At 46.6% G+C, this 18,026-nt stretch carries 13 protein-coding genes and 1 tRNA gene; 4 read left to right on the plus strand and 10 right to left on the minus strand.

The window, feature by feature from the left end; translation table 11 throughout:
- The first annotated feature begins 48 nt into the window (after positions 1-48).
- A complete protein-coding gene (locus tag Q4Q49_RS14485) occupies positions 49-1,836 on the plus strand; it encodes a DUF3413 domain-containing protein (protein ID WP_311999679.1) in 1,788 nt (595 codons plus the stop codon).
- Between the two features lie 305 nt (positions 1,837-2,141).
- Here Q4Q49_RS14485 and Q4Q49_RS14490 read toward each other — a convergent pair whose 3' ends face one another.
- Positions 2,142-3,248 carry an NADH:flavin oxidoreductase/NADH oxidase gene (locus tag Q4Q49_RS14490; protein ID WP_311999680.1) on the minus strand — a complete coding sequence of 369 codons (1,107 nt, stop codon included), beginning with the start codon at positions 3,246-3,248 and terminating at the stop codon, positions 2,142-2,144.
- Positions 3,249-3,366: 118 nt separating this feature from the next.
- Here Q4Q49_RS14490 and Q4Q49_RS14495 point away from each other — a divergent pair, with 118 nt between their 5' ends.
- On the plus strand, positions 3,367-4,233 hold the full coding sequence (locus tag Q4Q49_RS14495) for a LysR family transcriptional regulator (protein ID WP_311999681.1): 867 nt from the start codon (positions 3,367-3,369) through the stop codon (positions 4,231-4,233).
- A 252-nt stretch (positions 4,234-4,485) separates the two neighbouring features.
- Here Q4Q49_RS14495 and trmY read toward each other — a convergent pair whose 3' ends face one another.
- Positions 4,486-5,082, minus strand: a complete 597-nt coding sequence (gene trmY, locus Q4Q49_RS14500) for a tRNA (pseudouridine(54)-N(1))-methyltransferase TrmY (protein ID WP_006086220.1) — start codon at positions 5,080-5,082, stop codon at positions 4,486-4,488.
- A 271-nt stretch (positions 5,083-5,353) separates the two neighbouring features.
- A tRNA-Pro gene (locus tag Q4Q49_RS14505) sits at positions 5,354-5,430 on the minus strand.
- A 483-nt stretch (positions 5,431-5,913) separates the two neighbouring features.
- Here Q4Q49_RS14505 and Q4Q49_RS14510 point away from each other — a divergent pair.
- Entirely contained in the window at positions 5,914-8,094 is a 2,181-nt protein-coding gene (locus Q4Q49_RS14510) for a diguanylate cyclase (RefSeq protein ID WP_311999683.1), read from the plus strand.
- Positions 8,095-8,192: 98 nt separating this feature from the next.
- Here Q4Q49_RS14510 and Q4Q49_RS14515 read toward each other — a convergent pair whose 3' ends face one another.
- Positions 8,193-9,671, minus strand: coding sequence for an alpha/beta fold hydrolase (locus Q4Q49_RS14515; RefSeq protein WP_311999684.1), 1,479 nt, complete (start codon positions 9,669-9,671; stop codon positions 8,193-8,195).
- Positions 9,672-9,931: 260 nt separating this feature from the next.
- On the opposite strand from Q4Q49_RS14515, the gene Q4Q49_RS14520 reads away from it, so the two are divergent.
- On the plus strand, positions 9,932-10,414 hold the full coding sequence (locus Q4Q49_RS14520) for a DUF6942 family protein (protein ID WP_259562957.1): 483 nt from the start codon (positions 9,932-9,934) through the stop codon (positions 10,412-10,414).
- Positions 10,415-10,532: 118 nt separating this feature from the next.
- Here the strand turns inward: Q4Q49_RS14520 and nadE are convergent, their stop codons facing one another.
- From nadE to htpG, 6 genes are all read right to left on the minus strand, one after another.
- Positions 10,533-11,363 carry an ammonia-dependent NAD(+) synthetase gene (gene nadE / locus Q4Q49_RS14525; RefSeq protein ID WP_219255884.1) on the minus strand — a complete coding sequence of 277 codons (831 nt, stop codon included), beginning with the start codon at positions 11,361-11,363 and terminating at the stop codon, positions 10,533-10,535.
- Positions 11,364-11,564: 201 nt separating this feature from the next.
- Positions 11,565-12,869, minus strand: a complete 1,305-nt coding sequence (locus Q4Q49_RS14530; RefSeq protein ID WP_311999685.1) for an inosine/guanosine kinase — start codon at positions 12,867-12,869, stop codon at positions 11,565-11,567.
- A 163-nt stretch (positions 12,870-13,032) separates the two neighbouring features.
- Entirely contained in the window at positions 13,033-14,037 is a 1,005-nt protein-coding gene (gene hemH, locus Q4Q49_RS14535) for a ferrochelatase (RefSeq protein ID WP_311999686.1), read from the minus strand.
- 111 nt (positions 14,038-14,148) lie between these two features.
- Positions 14,149-14,793, minus strand: a complete 645-nt coding sequence (adk, locus tag Q4Q49_RS14540) for an adenylate kinase (protein WP_006082054.1) — start codon at positions 14,791-14,793, stop codon at positions 14,149-14,151.
- A 140-nt stretch (positions 14,794-14,933) separates the two neighbouring features.
- A complete protein-coding gene (locus Q4Q49_RS14545) occupies positions 14,934-15,797 on the minus strand; it encodes a tetratricopeptide repeat protein (RefSeq protein ID WP_311999687.1) in 864 nt (287 codons plus the stop codon).
- Between the two features lie 298 nt (positions 15,798-16,095).
- Positions 16,096-18,009, minus strand: coding sequence for a molecular chaperone HtpG (gene htpG, locus Q4Q49_RS14550; RefSeq protein ID WP_311999688.1), 1,914 nt, complete (start codon positions 18,007-18,009; stop codon positions 16,096-16,098).
- Between the last annotated feature and the right edge of the window lie 17 nt (positions 18,010-18,026).

Consider the following 18,026-nt stretch of genomic DNA (forward strand, 5'->3'; position numbering starts at 1 on the left):
GTCAAAAGAATATAAGATACAAGGTCTTTTAGGAATAAGCGGATCACTATGGTCGAGCGAAAAAAGCAAATGAGCCGCGATCGGGTTTCCCGGCTCATCAACTGGGGACATTGGTTCGCCTTCTTCAATGGCCTATTAGCCATGATAGTCGGCAGCCGATATCTTGGCAGCGTGGGTTATCCAGAAACTTGGTATGGCTGGGTTTATCTAAGCGTCAGCACTATTGGTCAGTTTAGCTTTCTCGCCTTTATCGCCTATTTGATCTGTCTGTTCCCACTGACCTTGATATTGCCTTATTCGAAGATATTAAGAGGTGTCGCGGCGGTGATCGCGACCCTAAGTCTCTGTATCTTATTGTACGATACGATTGTTTACGCCGATTACGGCATGCACTTGAGCCCCTTCGCCTTCGATTTAGCCTGGGCGGATCTCAATGCCCTGCTCCACGGTACTTCCTATATCGTCACGCCACTCGCCATTATTGCTATTGAGCTTACGGCAGCGAACTTTTTGTGGAAGCGAATAGAGAAAATCCAAAAGCTGAGTTTAGGCAATAAAGTCATCACCTTAGTGGGTATCTGTTTTGTCAGCAGCCACTTGTTCCACATTTGGGCCGATGCCGCCGACATCACTGAAATTACCCGTTTCGATGATACTTATCCTTTATCATACCCTGCGACTGCGCGCTCCTTTATGGAAAGTCACGGTATTGATGGCTCGTCACAAGGTGACGATGTCAATCACAATACCAGTGTACTCAATTATCCCGAGCAGCCACTGACCTGCCAAGCTGACGCTAAAATCAATGTATTGATGATCACCATCGATAGTTTACGTGCCGATATGGTCGATGGTAAAAGCATGCCATTCTTGCAGCAATACACTGAAAGTAACCAGTCTTTTACCCAGCATTTCAGTGGCGGCAACCAATTTAGAACCGGTATGTTTTCGCTACTCTATGGCCTGCAAGGCAGTTATGGCGATGCGCGCATTTTTAATAGCACCAGTCCGCTAATGACCAGAAGCTTCCAGCAAGCGGGTTATGAACTGGGGCTATTCCTGCCTGAAACCAATCTTAATTTGCGTTCGTCACAGGCGATGTTTAATGACTTTAATCCTGTGATTGCCAAAGAAACCAATGGCAGCGCCGATGCCGACTTGCACACAGTGGCCAGTTTTAACGAGTGGCACAGCATCCAAAATAAACCTTGGTTTGCACTTGTTAACTTAAAAGCGCCAGAGAATTTCGATACTCCCGTGGGTTTCCTTGGCATTGAAACAGTAAAAGCCGATCCCGCCCTGATGCCAGCGCAAAAGGTGCTGTTTAATCAATATCGCCAATCACTGTATTTTGTCGATCAACAACTTAAGGCAATGCTGGCCAATGTGCCCAAGGATACCTTAGTGATTATCACAGGGGTGAATGGCAAGATGTTCACCAGTAACAATGACGAAGCGAATCGCAACCTGTCACCACAAAGTGTCAAAGTGCCCTTAGTGATCCACTGGCCCAATACGGGCGCGTCTAAGGTCAAATACCGCACTAGCCATTACGGCATCGCGCCGACCCTGATGACCCATGTGCTCGGTTGCACCAATAACACCACAGAATACAGCGCTGGCCGCAGCTTATTACAGCCGAGTAAAGAAACGTGGATCTATATTGGTGATAGCCGCATCTTCGCTATCTACCAAGAAGCGGAAGTGACAGTGATTGACCGCCACGGCAAATACCGTATTTACGATGAAAACTATGAACATAGGCTCAATAAGAAAATGAGTGCGCCTGAGTTGATTGAAGTGATGCGCGAAGGTCGACGTTTCTATAATCACTAACCTTCATCCTCTGCTTGAAGAAGCCCCACTCCTAGCGGATTGGGGCTTTTTTTATTCCCCTAGCGACAGAAGAAATGCTTAGAAATCAGAGTTCATCACAAGATGATTAACCGATTCCCCTTCCACCTGAGTTTGCGTATCCCCAAAACAAAAAGCCGCTATCCAGAGATCACGGCTTTTTAGACTAGGGCTAAATATTAAGAACTTAACTTACGCTAATCCACAATAAAACTAAGTCACAATCAAACCAATGAACCATAAAATTAGCTCGCAATGAACTCACTCACGATCAAGTCTATTCGTAATCACTCGGCTTTAACCGTGGAGTAACGCTCTAACCAATGGGCGTAAGATGCGGGTAATACCCATGATGGGCGCGCTATCTTTAAGGTTTGCGCCGCTTGATATGGCCAATGTGGATTCGCTAAAAAGGCTTTACCTATCATCACTAAATCCATTTGTTCATCTTCAATAGCAGCATTGGCATGGTGTGGATTATCCATGCCCCACGACGTCGCAACAGGGAAACCCACTTCTTGTCGAACCCGCGCAGCAATAGGCGCTAAGAATGCCGGGCTCCATGGAATATTTGCCGTCGGTGTTGAGAAACAAATGCTGACGTTTAGCATATCGAGCCCAGCTTGTTTAAATTGCTTCACCAATGCGATTGATTCAGTTAGCGTTTTTTCATCTTTATGGTCGAATTCAATCACACCAAATCGCGCCGTTAAGGGTAAATGTTGTGGCCAAACGTCTCTTACTGCCGCAACCGTTTCGAGCAAAAAGCGTCCACGCCCTTCGGCACTGCCACCATATTGGTCGGTGCGTTCATTGGCATAGGTTGAAAAGAAACTTTGGGCTAAATAGCCGTGTGCGAAATGCAGCTCCAACCATTCAAATCCTGCGGCTAAGGCCCGTTTTGCCGCAGCCACAAAGTCTGCTTTAACGCGCTCAATGTCCTCAATCGTCATGGCGGTAGGCACTTTAGGTAAGTTTGCGCCAAAGGCAACAGCAGACGGTGCAATCGGTTGCCAGCCTTGTCCTTCACCATTGGGAATATGATCATCGCCTTCCCACGGGATATTGGCACTCGCTTTACGGCCCGCATGACCAATTTGAATCCCCGCCACTGCGCCGGCATTTTTAATCGCGCTGGCTACCTTAGCGAGGCCTTGGGCTTGCTCTTCATTCCACAGTCCGAGGCATTTTGGGGTAATACGTCCTTCAGGAGAAACCGCAGTGGCTTCAACCACAACAAGACCCGCTCCGCCACGAGCAAGGCTAGTGTAATGCACCTGATGCCAGTCGTTGATGAGTCCGTCCGTGGCTTGATATTGGCACATGGGCGCAACGGCAATGCGATTTTTGAGGGTAATATCTTTAAGTTTGAAGGATGAAAATAGATCGGCCATGGGTGTTTCCTGTGTCAAATAGAATCAAAAAGGAATGGAATACTGAATGACGACAGACTAGCCTTATCGTGTCATAATTAAAAGCATGTACAGATTATAGAGTTGATAAAGTTTGCTTATGATAAATCCACAGTGGTTACACACCTTTGCTGTTCTGGTCGAGAAAGGTAACTTCACCCGAACCGCCGAAGCCATTGGTATCACCCAAGCGGCCGTGAGCCAACATATCAGTCGTTTAGAAGAGGAATACGGCACACTGTTTTTACGCCGCCCCCGTCAACTTGAAATCACTCCGATTGGCGAAAACCTGCTGACCTACGTTAAAGACGTCGAATGCGCGCAAAAACGCTTACAGCAGAAACTGATCCATGATGATGCTGAGGTCGGCGACATTAGCCTTATCACTCCGGGAAGCATTGGTTTAACACTCTTTCCGCTGTTAATCGAACTTCAACAAGCCTTTCCGGCATTAAACATTCGCCACCGTTTTGCCCCTGACAGTGAAATAGTCGCCTCGGTATTAGCCAATGAACATGAAATCGGCATGGTGACCTTAAAACCTTCCGATCCTCGCATTCACAGTACGCATTTCACCGAAGAGCCGCTTGAGCTCGTCGTACCTGCGTGCCACAAACAAAATGAATGGGTTGATTTACAACGGCTAGGGTTTATCTCCCATCCCGATGGCGAGGCCATGGCAACCCGGTTACTTAGCCGAAAATATCCAAGTAATCCCGGTATTCAAGACATTCCCTGTAGGGGATTTACCAACCAAATCAGCCTGATCCTCGAACCTGTCGCGAAAGGGCTCGGATTTACAGTTATACCGCAATACGCCCGCAAAGCCTTTGAACGACAACAAGATATCTATGTTGTGGAATGTGGCAGCCAAGTTGTAGACACCATTTGGCTTATCCACCGCGCGGAATGGCCCTTGTCACGCAGAGCCCAAAAAGCGATCGCGTTTTTAAAGGGGAAGATATAAAAGCCTTTTATTACTCTCCTCCTTGTACGGATAAAGTCCTTATAAAACCCAAGCCAGTGTCAGTGTCAGTGTCAGTGTCAGTGTCGCAATTTGAAGCAACTCATTAAAAACGCGATGCCAAGGTGTTACCTGTAGCTAAAAACAAAAAAGCCCCATTCAAAAGTGAGGCTTTATACGAGCTAAAAGTGGGGCTTTACACGAGCTCTAACACAAGAGTCGTCAGCGATAGCGGCGAGACATAAGGCTCAGCGGCTACTGATTGATATCCAATTCATTATGGATCAATACCACGCACTGGGAAGCAAACAACATCTTTGGCCCAAGGCTGATCTTTTGTGCACCAAGTCGTTTCAAGGTATTAAAACTTTTCTTCGGCATAGGAATATGATCGGTCAGCAAAAAACACGGATTACCCACAAACTCCTGCTCACGGATAGAAGTGCCCTTCTTATCCATCATAAATAATTGATAATCCACCGCGAGGTCCTGCACCAACTTTTCAAAACTGATGGTGCTCACAGTTATGCCCTCATCCACAACGCGAGTTTGCTCTTTCGTCATGCCCCGAGAAATATCTAAGGCCTTGGCAATTTTCGTCAGCAAAGCTTGTTCGTGAAAACCGCCAATATGGCAAATATTTCGAGTATCAAAGCAAATAGTGCGGGAAAAATCATGGGTACTTTCTAACACTAGATAAACGACAACATCGTTTCGATGAGACTGAGCCACAAAGATAGTGTTCATTAGGGTATGAGCCAAAATCTCGGTGTGCGCCTCTTGGCCGACAGAAGCCAAAAACAACTGACTGTCAGTAGGTGCTGATCTTGCTCGTAAAACAAACGCGCGCATAGGTAAATGTCCTACTCAATAATGTCTTAAATGCTAAATGGCGAATACCAATATCGGTGTGAAACGTGTCATTTCACGTTGAGGATTTTTGTCTTAGCTGTACCAATGAAGTCGATCACTCGAGCTGAAACGATTAGCGTTAGTCCTCATGACCACAAAAAAGATATAAAAAAACAAAACCCCGTATAGCAATGCTACCACGGGGTTTTGTTTTTACTTAACTGTCACTTATCTTAATAATTAAAACAGCCTAACAATTAAGCATTTAATTTGGTCGGTATGAGAGGATTCGAACCTCCGACCCCTGACACCCCATGACAGTGCGCTACCGGGCTGCGCTACATACCGAAATTGTTTAAGTGAATTGTATTATTAGCGCTGACTTAGTCCGTTATAACGTACTGGCTATTTCAAGCTAATTTTTTAAATCACTTATCACCTAAGATACTGTTTATGGGGTTTATCTTAAGTGAGCCAGAACTGTAGCAATTGCCTTGCAACTGCGCAAGGGCTTCATGAGATCTCTTTGAACAACTGCTTAGTTTATGTTCTGAATGACACAATTTTCATCGATAACGGTTCTGAAATGGCCCCATCCATTGGTTATAGCATTCGTCAGCCTGCGACTGACGAGAATTGACCTATCTTCAGCGAAATCATCTAGTGGCACTATTTGTTTCGACAATCCATTTCTATCATCAGCTTCAACAATCTATTTACGTTATAGCTTTGTTTGGGGAGGTAATTGAATGACTGGGATAGAGGCGTTGGGTTTATTTGTGTCATAATCACAGAAAGTTAACACAAGCCATTTTCTAAAGGGACTTTTCTTTGCATTTACCCGCCTTCCAAACCACCCATCTCAGACTGGCCATTATTCTTGGGGTATTCGGCTTAGTTCTGAATCTTTTTCCCATCCCTCTATTCGCTAATGTGCAATTGATTCTCGGCAACGTGGCCGTGGTTATAGTGGCAATACTCTTAGGGCCTTGGTATGCGTTGATCACCGCCCTATTTACCGCAACGGGGCTCATGATCGTGTGGTCGAGCCCCCACGTGTATTTACTGTTTTTACTCGAAGCATTATGGCTTGGTTTTGCAAGGCGCCGAGATATTCAAATACTCTATGCCAGTGTGAGTTATTGGGTGTTATTGGGGATCCCGCTGTTAGCCATTTATGTGGCAGTCATTGCTAAAATGCCAGCCAGCCACATTCCTTTTACCGCGATCAAACAAGCCGTTAATGGCATGATTTACGCTGCAATTGGTGAACTCTGTGTGGTTGCTATTCCAAGCCTATGGCATTTTAAAGGCAAGCTGACCAATCTTAATCGCCGTACTTTTAGCTCGCAGCTCAGTTACTTGTTTACCTTAATTATTACTGTGAGCTTATTGGTCTCATCCTTAGCTTTTAATCACTTTTTTATTGATAAACAACAAGTGATGATTAATCGCAATCTGGACGATACGGCAACTCATTTGAGCCATGCAACCGACAACTACCTCGCTTACAACACGCAAGTCATCGCTAGCACGGCCAAGTTTTTGAGTCTGTCGAACGCTGGCATCAATGAGTGGCAGGCATTGCTATCGAGCATACACGATAGCAATCAAGGCTTTAAAACTATGCTGATAGCGAATGAACAAGGCAATTTGCTCGCTGCCAGTCCAATGGCCAATACTGTGAACTTAGATCGCCTAGCAGAAATCCCTTCTGTGATGGATAGGGAATACTTTATCCAAGCGTTTTATAACCATAAAACCTTTGTATCACCCGCATTTATCGGTAGAGGTTTTGGTAATGACGTGATCGTTGCCATCAGTGCCCCCATTTTTAGTCCACATGCTCCCAATCAAGCCAGAGGGATAGTCGAAGGCAGCTTAGATTTACGCTATTTTTCCAGCATAGATAAACAAAACCTGCACCATGAGCAGCAATCTATTTTACTGACCGATGAGAACAACAATCTGATTTATGCCTCCGAAGGGTTAGGACTCGCACCGTTCACCCCCTTGTCATTCAGCAAAGGCAGCGAGATATATCGCGCCCGGCTTCAACTGATGAACCTGCATAACCTAGATTCAAATACCCCTGAGTACATCTATGCCCAGCATAAGTTAAACAATGGGTGGCAACTCTATGTTTTAGAACCTTTTGTGCCGCTTTTAAAACTGGCTGAACGCCAATATGTCAACACGGTAATTTTGCTGTTTTGCTCTTTAGTCGGCGCCTTTTTTATTACTAAAGCCATCAGTAAGTTACTGACCGAACCTCTGTCGCTTTTAGCGCAGCATTTCGGTCCCGCTAAGCAAGAAAAAGTCAGTGACGAGAAGTTTGAGCATGATCTACTCGATAAAAGTACCCCTAAAGAGATCTATAGCTTGTATGAAAGTTTGGCCTCAAACCAGCAAACCTTACTCGAACACCAACAAGAACTTGAACAAAAAGTACAGCAGCGCACCCAAGATTTAGAGGCCGCTAATGTGAAATTAAAGGATTTAGCCGAGCGCGATCCGCTGACGAATCTCTATAATCGCCGCTATACCGAACACCAATTCCCGCTCATCCAACAGATGTGTGAACGGGGTCAAGATGCCATGACGCTTGCCATATTGGATTTAGACCATTTTAAGCAAATCAATGATACTTATGGTCATTTAGGCGGCGACGAGTGTTTAAAAGAGGTTGCTGAACTCTTAACCTCGCTCTTCAAACGGGATATTGATTTGATCTCGCGCTACGGCGGCGAAGAGTTTCTGCTGATTTTGCCTATGTGTAATGCCCTGAAAGTCGAAGCACATCTTAATGAATTTAAACAGCAACTCGCTGATACTGTGATCATCAATCCGCAGGATAATCGAAGCTTCAATGTCACGGCGAGTATTGGCGCTGTGATTGCCAATGCCACCTATAGCGACTCCTTAGAGCACTGGCTTAAGCAAGCCGACAATAACTTGTATCTAGCAAAGGAACAGGGACGTGATCGAGTGGTTTGCAGCCTGATTGTTTAACTGGCGCTTGTTTAGGAGAAAGCTGTTGAAGAGGCAGTCGTTCAAAGGTAAAGAAGGTTAAGGCCAGATTAGCTGAGCGGTTAATCAAGCACAAAATCCTAGTGCATATGCGCGAGTCGATACTCATCCATGCGCTCAAGTAGATACGGGAAGAAGGGATTCCATTTCTGGCGCAACATTTCCGATGCCGACACACTATACAAACCGCGCTCCCCCCGTGAAGCCGTCGCACCGATTTGTATCCGATGTAAATCAGGCTCAATGATCGCGCCATAGAGGCCATCATCCACACCAAAGGGTAGCGCAACATGGGACAAGGAATACACGCCAGCGGGCCAATACAGATCTAATGCACACACTTGTTCATTGCCTTCTGTGACCACTTTACCCTGTGCAGCTAAACCAAAGCTGCGCGCTTGAACTTGCGTGGTTTCATGACTGATATTTTCCACCACAGTGCCGCGATAATGCAGCGCAGGGCTATTGATGCTCGAGAGCAAGCCTGCTAACGGATCATTGGACACCATTTTAGCATTCACATCGAGTCGGTTCATGTCGAACAGCACGAGTTCGTGACCATTTTCAGGCAATGTCTGATAAAGATGATTCACCACAGCCGAGGTTGAAACGGTTGCATCCACTACCGACTGAAAAGTGAGTATCGATGGAATTTGTGCCCTTTGCGGCAAAGTTAATCCAGCCAATAAACCTTGGTTACGTAGCGCTAATTGATACACCACATCGCCCGCATTGACCGCAAAAGAAGTGTATTTAAACGGATCGTACTCCACTTGAATGCTGTTCCACTGCAATTTATCCAGTTCCAGCAACCGGCCTATCCAACTCTGCCAGCGCGCGGCCGCCGCTAATGGCGCTAGCCCTATGGCGGGAGAGATAAAAATCATCCCAGCATAATCTGGTTTTTTATCTTGGCTAATACGTTCTAACTCATGGTTAAGCGCTACGGCGGCACCGGTCGAAAAGCCTACAACAAATAGCGGTTTACCCTTCAGAGATTGCCGCATATGCGCTGTGGCTAAGTTCACTGCGGCGGCGAGATCTTGCCAATAAACCTCAGTCAAGCCACTCGGAATCGTACCATGTCCTGGTAGTCTTAAACCCAGCACATGGGCTTTACCTTTAAAATGCGCTGCCACATTGGATAAGGCATAGGGCGAGTCTGACATGCCATGGAGCAGCAATACCCCAAACTCGGCATAGGCTTCGGGCCATTCATAACTGCGATTCCAATTTTGTGACCAATGGGCAGGATCGGATAAGCTATTTTTGACATAGCGGTTCACTGGAGAAAATTCATTTGCGGGAATCTTTTGGACGACTTTGCGCTCAACTTCGGCGAATAAGCGCTCTTCTAGCGCTAAGTATTCATTAAAATTAGCGAGTTTAGTATTGTAATGGAACTCATTTTCTAGCTCGACCGTATGCCAAAGTGACAATTCGGGACGCGCATTGAGAAAGTAAATCCCCGTTGCGAGTAACGCCAGCGCTATACCAATGCTCGCATACACTGCGGCTAAGAATAGGTGTTTTGTCGAACCTATGATGATGGCCTTCATGGCTGTTCCTACATAACAATAAGATAAAATGAACAAGCCAATTATACGGTTAGATAAAAACATCCTTCAAACTTTTTACCGCAATAATATCCACTGCCATAAGCTGCGCAATTTTGTCACCTCAGCTTAAGCAACTAAATAGTTGTCTCCTAAATTCAGTCACTCGCAAGATAGCCACCGAGCAATTTTATTAGCCGCATAGGCCTTAATCGGGTTAGGATCCATAGCAGTCTTATTCCAACGAAACTTATACGATCTCGATGATTATCGGTAATCCACACGCTACATTTGCCTACTATCTTCCTACAGCGCCGCTGATACCTGACAACTGGCATTACACTCAACCAGACGCTGTCGCGACTCTGATAGCGTTAAATGGCAATCATTGGCGTAAGATCTTCACTATTATGGCAAAAATCAGCGCGGTCGGAGAGGATTGGCGCAGCTATCGTGACCAAGTGTTACTCAAGCAAGATGAACTGATCTGCATAGGCGGCACTGAGTTGATGGCAAACGCGAAGATCCATCTCATCGCGGGGCAAGTGGCTGTAAAGTGTTTAGGACTCACCATTTCTGCAAACGATATCCATGCGCAGCATTTAACCGCCCAAAACAAATCCATAACCGCGATGACGCTTCCATCTTCGCAGGGGCAGCATTGTTTACTCACGCCCTATTTGGATTATCGCCAGTACCCAAATCAGCTGATCGCACTAACACGCCAACACTTAGCCGTTCCATAATCCCTACAACAAGATGCATTGCCAAATGCAGTAACCTCAATGACTCAGTAAGAAAAAGACATAAAAAAGCACTCGTGAACTGAGTTCCAACGAGTGCTTATTCGAGGACAATTCAGCGTTAGTCGTAGATCGTTGGGATAGGCTGACGTTTATGCTGCGTCGCCTTATAAATACCAATCAACTTGTCTTCAACCGCCTTGCCGACATCTTTGCCCTCAAGGAAATCATCAATTTGCGCATAGGTTAACCCCAGTGCAACTTCATCTTCGAGTAGCGGTTTATTATCTTCTAGATCCGCAGTTGGCGCTTTATAGACTAACGATTCTGGCGCACCTAGATAAGCGGCGAGTTGACGAACTTGGCGCTTGTTAAGACCAAATAACGGCGCTAAATCGCAGGCACCATCGCCCCACTTGGTATAAAAACCTGTGATATTTTCGGCGCTGTGATCTGTCCCCACCACAAGCCCGCCCACGAGTCCGGCGAGTTCGTATTGCGCTATCATGCGCATACGGGCTTTAACGTTACCCTTCACAAAATCCACTTTCGCCACATCGGGCAAAGGCAATCCGGCTTCGGCTAACGCGGCGACGGTAGCGCTGTGCACGCCATCAACGCCTTGATGCACATTCACTGTGACCAATTTAGAAGGTTGAATAAACTGACACGCTAATTGCGCCTCATGCTCATCTTTTTGGATCTGATAGGGTAAACGCACGGCGATAAACTGGTAACCGCCTTGGCTATTTTCGTGGTTTAGACTGTCCACCGCCAACTGACACAAACGCCCAGCGGTAGAAGAATCCACCCCACCGCTGATCCCTAATACCAATGCCTTGCTGCGCGCTTCTTTTAGTTTGGTTTTAATAAACGCGACCCGACGTTGCACTTCGAACTCTGGCTCTATGGCCGTGAGTACTTTCATTTCTCTTAAGATTTGCGCTTTCACCGAAAATTCCACCTTAAATAATCGCTGTATTTGGACTATCTGAACCCGACTAACGTTAACATTTATTCGCAACTGCCTGTAGTTAAAATTAGCGCTTAGCTGCTTGATTGTTGATAAACGTCATAAAAATAAGGGCAACAACGGTTTGCCGTTATTGCCCTAGCGTAAATCAGTCAGCTTAATTCCAATACAGGTACTGGCTTATCTTTCCCAGTAGGATTCTTCTAAGCTATCTTCGCGCTCAGGTAAACCACGGGATAAACGCGGGCTATGCTGGGCTAAGACTTCATAGGCGACGCGGTTAGCGTACTTACACACTTGAGAAAACGAGGAATAACACAGGCCATCGCGCTTATGTTTACTCGAACCCGGCACGTTAGTCTTGTGGAAAGTATTGGCCGCCAGATCGTGTAATAACGCAGATAACGCGCCATCGCCTGCCCCATTAGTATTCCCAATTTTTTCTGGACCGCCCATATAAGGTGAAATGTGGGCAAACACTTTGATTGGTGTTTCACAGTCATTCTTAAGCTTTGGACGGGAGAATTCATAACGATTAAATTCAGGGATAGCACCCGGCAACAGCGTGTGAGTCGTTTCGCGTTTTTCTGAGTCCTCGGTATAACCCGCAGTATAAAGCCCGATTGGACCCGCTGTGGTTAATACCATGTCACACCATTCCAAGGCTTTTTCACTGGCGAGCAGAGGATCCCGTGAACCGGTTAAGGCTTCACCTTCATCTTCATTCATCGCCAAAATGGTGACATGTTCTTTGATGAAGTTTTGCCACCATTGCGGATCTTCTTCAATCAAAAAACGCGTGCCTAAGGTCAATACTACCGGCACCTCGGCGGCTTTGGCGTATTCGATGGCGCACATGGCCGCATCGGTAATACGGTCGCCATCGCTGGCGCGCATCAAGTACGCGGTCAGCACTAAGGCAGAGCTGCCCTGTATTACATCTTTATCAATATATTCAGGCGTGAGTTTATCCATCGAGCCTTTGCTAATCGCAAATGTCCGCTCGCCACACTCAGAAATCAAGGTAAAACAGCGACCGATAGGGCCATCTACAGGCTGTAGAAAGTTAAGGTCGACTTTAGAAGAGGTATTACATAAATAGCGATAAGCGTAACTGCCCACTTCGATATTCTGACTCATCACCCCGAATAACACTGAACGGTCATCGGCCAGAATAGAATAATTGTGCACTGTGTTGCCAATCGTGCCACCAGCAAATTCATCGCTAATCAAGCCATGAATTTTTAACTCAGTGTAGAGTCTGTGGGCCTGTTCATCATTGATCAGGGTCGAGTTGCCTTTTGGTAAGCCATAACGGCTCAGCAATTCGTCTTCCACTTTCGCTTCGATATCCACTAAGGTTTGATCAATACCGCTGATATAGGTCGCAAACGGCTGAGGCTGTTGAGTCAGCTGTTCAAGCAGCGGATCTCGGGTTTTAACCGGAAAATAATGTTTTGATTTACGCTGACCGGGAAACTTCATAGTGGCTCTCTTTTCCTGGCATCCATGCTAATTGGCGTCTGCCGAGGCGGTCAAGCCAAGCAGCATCCTAAAAATATTGAGTCTAGGCTAGCGAGACAAAAAACCCACCCCTTAGCCGGAAGGGCGCAGATTCTATCACAAAATCAGTTCGAAGCCAGTGCTCCTATACCCAAGATACCGCTTGTTCTTGGATTAATTGCCGTAATAATTCAATGTGTAACTCATCGTCGTTTAAACAAGGGATAAACCGATAGTCGCTGCCACCCGCATGTAAAAAGGTTTCCTTAGCGCCGATGGAGATTTCTTCTAAGGTTTCGAGGCAATCGGTCGCAAAAGCTGGGCAAATCACATCGACACTTTTGATCCCTTGTGCTGGTAACTCGGCCAATAGTTTATCGGCGTAGGGCGTTAACCATTCTTCGCGGCCAAAGCGCGATTGGAAGCACAATTGCCACTGCGACTCGCTCAACTCAAGTTTTTGCGCCAACAGTTTAGCCGTGACAAAACACTGCTCGCGGTAAGGATCGCCCTCTTTCACATAACGCAATGGAATACCATGAAATGACAAGAGTAACTTGTCGGCCTGACCATAGGTTTTCCAGTGACGCGTCACTGAATGCGCCAGCGCAGCAATATAAGCGCTGTGATCAAAATAGTCTTTATTAAAGCGAACCTGCGGTATGTCACGCACGGTTTTAAGATAGCTGGCAACAGCATCGAACACGCTGGCCACAGTCGAGCAGGAATATTGAGGATACAAAGGCAGCACAATGATGCGCTCTGCTCCTTGGGCTTTCAGGCGTTCAAATCCCGCATCGATGGAGGGATTACCGTAACTCATGCCCAATTCAACCGGGATGGTCTGGTTAAACGTGGCGCTTAAGTCCACCGCCAGCTTTTGTGCTTGGCGTACACTTATCACCATCAAGGGCGAGCCTTCTGGTGTCCACACACTTTGGTAGAGTTTGGCGACTTTCGCCGGACGAGTGTTGAGGATAATACCGTTTAGCAGCGGTTGCCAAATCCACGGCGATAAATCAACGACACGCGGATCACTTAAAAACTGCCGTAAAAAGCGTTTTACAGCCTTAGGGCTAGGTTCATCAGGCGTGCCGAGGTTAACCAATAGCACACCAAAAGCAGGGGAAGGATTCAACGTTAGGCTCATGGTTAATGGAGTTCACTTGGAGGCTAACATTGCGATACCCATAAAAAAAGCCTGCATCGGCAGGCTTTTTTCTAATATGAGAACTCGTTCTCGTAAATTAAGCTTTTTCGGTTATTTCAACACGCTGGCAAGCTGCTCACTCACAGCCGCAACCGATTGAGTGCCGTCAAACTTGTTGTATTGAGTTTGGCCTGCTGCAGCCACTTTACCGTAGTATTCAACCAGCGGCTTAGTTTGCTCGTGATAAATTGCAAGGCGTTTACGCACTGTGCTTTCTTCGTCATCTGGACGGATAGCTAAATCTTCGCCCGTTACGTCGTCTTTGCCTTCCACTTTAGGTGGATTGAAAACCACATGGTAAACACGGCCAGAACCTGGGTGAACACGACGACCACTCATGCGCTTAACGATTTCTTCATCTGGCACATCGATTTCAATCACGTGATCAATGCTAATACCGTTTGCCGCCATCGCATCCGCCTGTGGGATGGTACGTGGGAAACCGTCTAACAAGAAACCTTTAACACAGTCTTCCTGTGCGATACGCTCTTTAACCAGACCGATGATAAGATCATCAGAAACCAGTTGACCAGCATCCATCACTTTCTTTGCTTCCAAACCCAGTGGCGTACCCGCTTTTACCGCGGCACGTAACATATCACCAGTGGAAATTTGTGGGATACCATACTGTTCCATAATGAACTGGGCCTGGGTACCTTTACCGGCACCTGGGGCGCCCAATAGGATAATGCGCATCTCAAGAGTCCTCTTTTCGCATTGATATTCTTCTTAGGGCGGCGATCTTCGCACATCTGGCCGCCATTGAGAAGGGTTTTAGCTTCGACTTTAGCCTCAGAAACCGCAAATAAACTGCGGTTACTAAGCGATTTTTTTCATTAATAGAGCAAAGTATAGAGCTTACGGCGGTATTGATTGGCTATGGGATTACCTTGGCCAAGTGCCGTTAATACTTCCATAAACACTTGTTTTACTGTGCCATTTTCAGCACCTAAATCTTTACTGAGCACACCGAATAACAGTTCTAATGCTTCATCATCGCGGTGGGCAGCATGCAATGCCTTACTCAGCTCGAGTAATAACACTAAATCTGTTGGATTTTGCTCAAACTTTTGCTGCAAATCGCGAATTTCAGGGGTATCCGCCGCATCTAAGGCAAGTGCGAGCTTAGCTTTTAAACTCTGGTAGTAACCGTCTTGGTCAGCAAGCCCTACCTTCTCAAGCATGGCTTGTGCTAACACTAATTCGCCCTGCATCAGATACACATCGGCAAGCACTAGACTCACCTCACCCGCTTGATTTGACCCCGCATGCGCGTCTTTAAGCAACACGGCGGCAGTGGCAAGATCCTCTGCGCTCACTTGGCTAAGCGCGAGTAATGCTTTGGCCTGTGCTAACTGTAACTGCCACATAGGCGGTAAATATTTATCCAGCATAGCCGTGACTTGCGCCGCATCTTGCAGGCCAGCAAAACCATCGACAGGCTGACCTTTATCCAATACTAACGTGGTCGGTAGACTTTGAATGCGAAAGTAATTGGCAATTTCTAATTCGGCTTCACAGTCAACTTTTGCGAGCACGAATCGACCCGCATTTTGCGCGGCAATTTGCTCTAAGGTGCGCAGCATAGCCACACTTTGTTCCTGTGGCTGTGCCCAAAATGCTAACACCACTATCTGCTGCATCGAGGCGTCAACGACTTGCTGAATATTGTCTTTAGTCAGGCTGAGGATATTGTCCATAGTATTCCCTTAACGTTTAAGGCCTCAAACATCGGAGGCCTTATGCTTTTAAAACTGAGTGTTAGCACTCAGCTTCAACGCGCTATTTTAAAATCGTTGTCTTAACAGCTTGTATACCCAAGCAACCTGAAGAGTCGAGTTTCAGAGCGCCTAGGGTGCTTCAATTCAAGGCGTATCAATGTCAGAACGACCACCTTTTGAATTGATGCAACACGGAAGTGGAGTGCACTAGGCTCAAACCACTCTTCCTGCACTAGAAACAATATCGGGGCCATTCAAAAAAGGCCCCGATAGTCATTTACTTCATGTTAGCCAGTAACATTTGGTTCATCAGCTTGATAAAGGCCGATGGGTCCGCAAGGCTACCTTTTTCAGACAATTGCGCCTGTTGCAGCAGCAGATTTGACCAATCCGCGAAGGCGGTTTCATCTTGAAGATCATTTAAACGCGATACTAATGGGTGAGCTGGGTTGATCTCAAATGTTGGCTTCACTTCTGGCACTGGTTGCCCGGCAGCTTGCATCAGCTTGATCATCTGAGTCGACATTTCGCCTTCACCTGCAACCACACAAGCTGGGGTATCGGTTAAGCGTGACGTGACTTTCACATCCGCAACGGTTGAGCCTAATGCCGCTTTAATGCGTTCAACTAAAGCTACCGATTCTTGCTCAAGCTTTTCTTGCGCTTCTTTTTCAGCTGCATCTTCCAGCTCGCCAAGCTCTAAGTCACCACGGGTCACTGAGTGCAGTTGTTTCTCTTTGTACTCAGTTAAGTGGTTGATTAGCCACTCGTCGATACGCTCTGACATCAGTAATACTTCGATGCCTTTCTTACGTAACAACTCTAAATGCGGGCTGTTAGCGGCGGCTTCATGGCTGTCGGCAACGATGTAATAAATCTTAGTTTGGCCTTCTTTCATGCGGCTGATGTAGTCATCGAGTGACACAGTCGGCGCAGCACTGCCCGTATGGGTCGAGGCAAAACGTAATAAGCCCGCGATACGTTCACGGTTGGCGAAATCTTCCGCAGGCCCTTCTTTCAACACTTGGCCAAATTCAGCCCAGAACTGTTGATATTTTTCCGCATCGTCTTTCGCCAGTTTTTCCAGCATGCCAAGCACACGTTTGGTGATACCCGTACGCATCGCTTTGGTCACGTGGTTATCCTGCAAAATTTCGCGGGATACGTTCAGCGGCAAATCGTTTGAGTCAATTAAGCCCTGCACGAAGCGCAGATAAGATGGCATAAATTGCTCAGCGTCATCCATGATGAACACACGTTGCACAAACAGTTTCAGGCCGTGCTTACGGTCGCGGTTCCACATATCCCAAGGTGCTTTTGCAGGAATATACAATAGGTTAGTGTATTCTTGCTTACCTTCTACCCGATTATGGCTCCACAGTAGCGCGTCGGTATAATCGTGGGAAATGTGTTTGTAAAATTCTTGATACTCTTCGTCACTGATGTCAGCTTTGCTGCGCATCCACAAAGCAGTCGCTTTGTTCATGACTTTCCATTGACCTTCGGTCGCAGGAGTTTTTTCGCCATCTGGACCATCACGCTCTGGCGTACCCTCTTGCCACATTTCGACCGGCACAGAGATATGATCTGAGTATTTAGTAATGATTGAGCGCAGGCGCCAATCATCGGCAAATTCTTTTTCTTCATCGCGTAGATGCAGGGTGATTTCAGTACCACGGCTCGCCTTAGTAATGGTATCAACGGTGAAGCTACCCTCGCCTTCTGATTCCCACAATACAGCTTCATCGGCCTTATGACCGGCAGCGCGAGTGCGAACCGTGACTTTCTTGGCCACGATAAAGGCTGAATAGAAACCGACACCGAACTGGCCAATTAACTGTGAATCCTTTGAAGATTCGCCCGATAGATTCTTAAAGAAATCAGCGGTGCCCGACTTAGCAATTGTGCCTAAATGCTCAATCACGCCGTCACGGGTCATACCCACGCCGTTGTCTTCGATGGTCACAGTGCCTTTTTCTTTATCAGCACTGATACGGACTCGCAGTTCACCGTCGCCTTCATACAGAGCGTCATTGGTCAACGCCAGATAACGCAGCTTGTCCGCTGCATCCGCAGCGTTGGAGACCAGTTCACGCAAGAAAATTTCTTTGTTGGAATACAAAGAATGGATCATCAAATGCAACAGCTGTTTGACTTCTGTTTGAAAACCATGAGTTTCTTGTTGTGACATGAAATTTTCCTTTATTT

Source organism: Shewanella sp. SP1S1-7 (genome assembly GCF_031932105.1).
Taxonomy (GTDB): Bacteria; Pseudomonadota; Gammaproteobacteria; order Enterobacterales; family Shewanellaceae; genus Shewanella; species Shewanella baltica.

Bases quoted from the DNA above. Each gene is read 5' to 3' on its own strand.
- Q4Q49_RS14485 (WP_311999679.1), top strand. From the start codon at position 49: ATGGTCGAGCGAAAAAAGCAAATGAGCCGCGATCGGGTTTCCCGGCTC.
- Q4Q49_RS14490 (WP_311999680.1), bottom strand. From the start codon at position 3,248: ATGGCCGATCTATTTTCATCCTTCAAACTTAAAGATATTACCCTCAAA.
- Q4Q49_RS14495 (WP_311999681.1), top strand. From the start codon at position 3,367: ATGATAAATCCACAGTGGTTACACACCTTTGCTGTTCTGGTCGAGAAA.
- trmY (WP_006086220.1), bottom strand. From the start codon at position 5,082: ATGCGCGCGTTTGTTTTACGAGCAAGATCAGCACCTACTGACAGTCAG.
- Q4Q49_RS14515 (WP_311999684.1), bottom strand. From the start codon at position 9,671: ATGAAGGCCATCATCATAGGTTCGACAAAACACCTATTCTTAGCCGCA.
- Q4Q49_RS14520 (WP_259562957.1), top strand. From the start codon at position 9,932: ATGATTATCGGTAATCCACACGCTACATTTGCCTACTATCTTCCTACA.
- Q4Q49_RS14530 (WP_311999685.1), bottom strand. From the start codon at position 12,869: ATGAAGTTTCCCGGTCAGCGTAAATCAAAACATTATTTTCCGGTTAAA.
- hemH (WP_311999686.1), bottom strand. From the start codon at position 14,037: ATGAGCCTAACGTTGAATCCTTCCCCTGCTTTTGGTGTGCTATTGGTT.
- adk (WP_006082054.1), bottom strand. From the start codon at position 14,793: ATGCGCATTATCCTATTGGGCGCCCCAGGTGCCGGTAAAGGTACCCAG.
- Q4Q49_RS14545 (WP_311999687.1), bottom strand. From the start codon at position 15,797: ATGGACAATATCCTCAGCCTGACTAAAGACAATATTCAGCAAGTCGTT.
- htpG (WP_311999688.1), bottom strand. From the start codon at position 18,009: ATGTCACAACAAGAAACTCATGGTTTTCAAACAGAAGTCAAACAGCTG.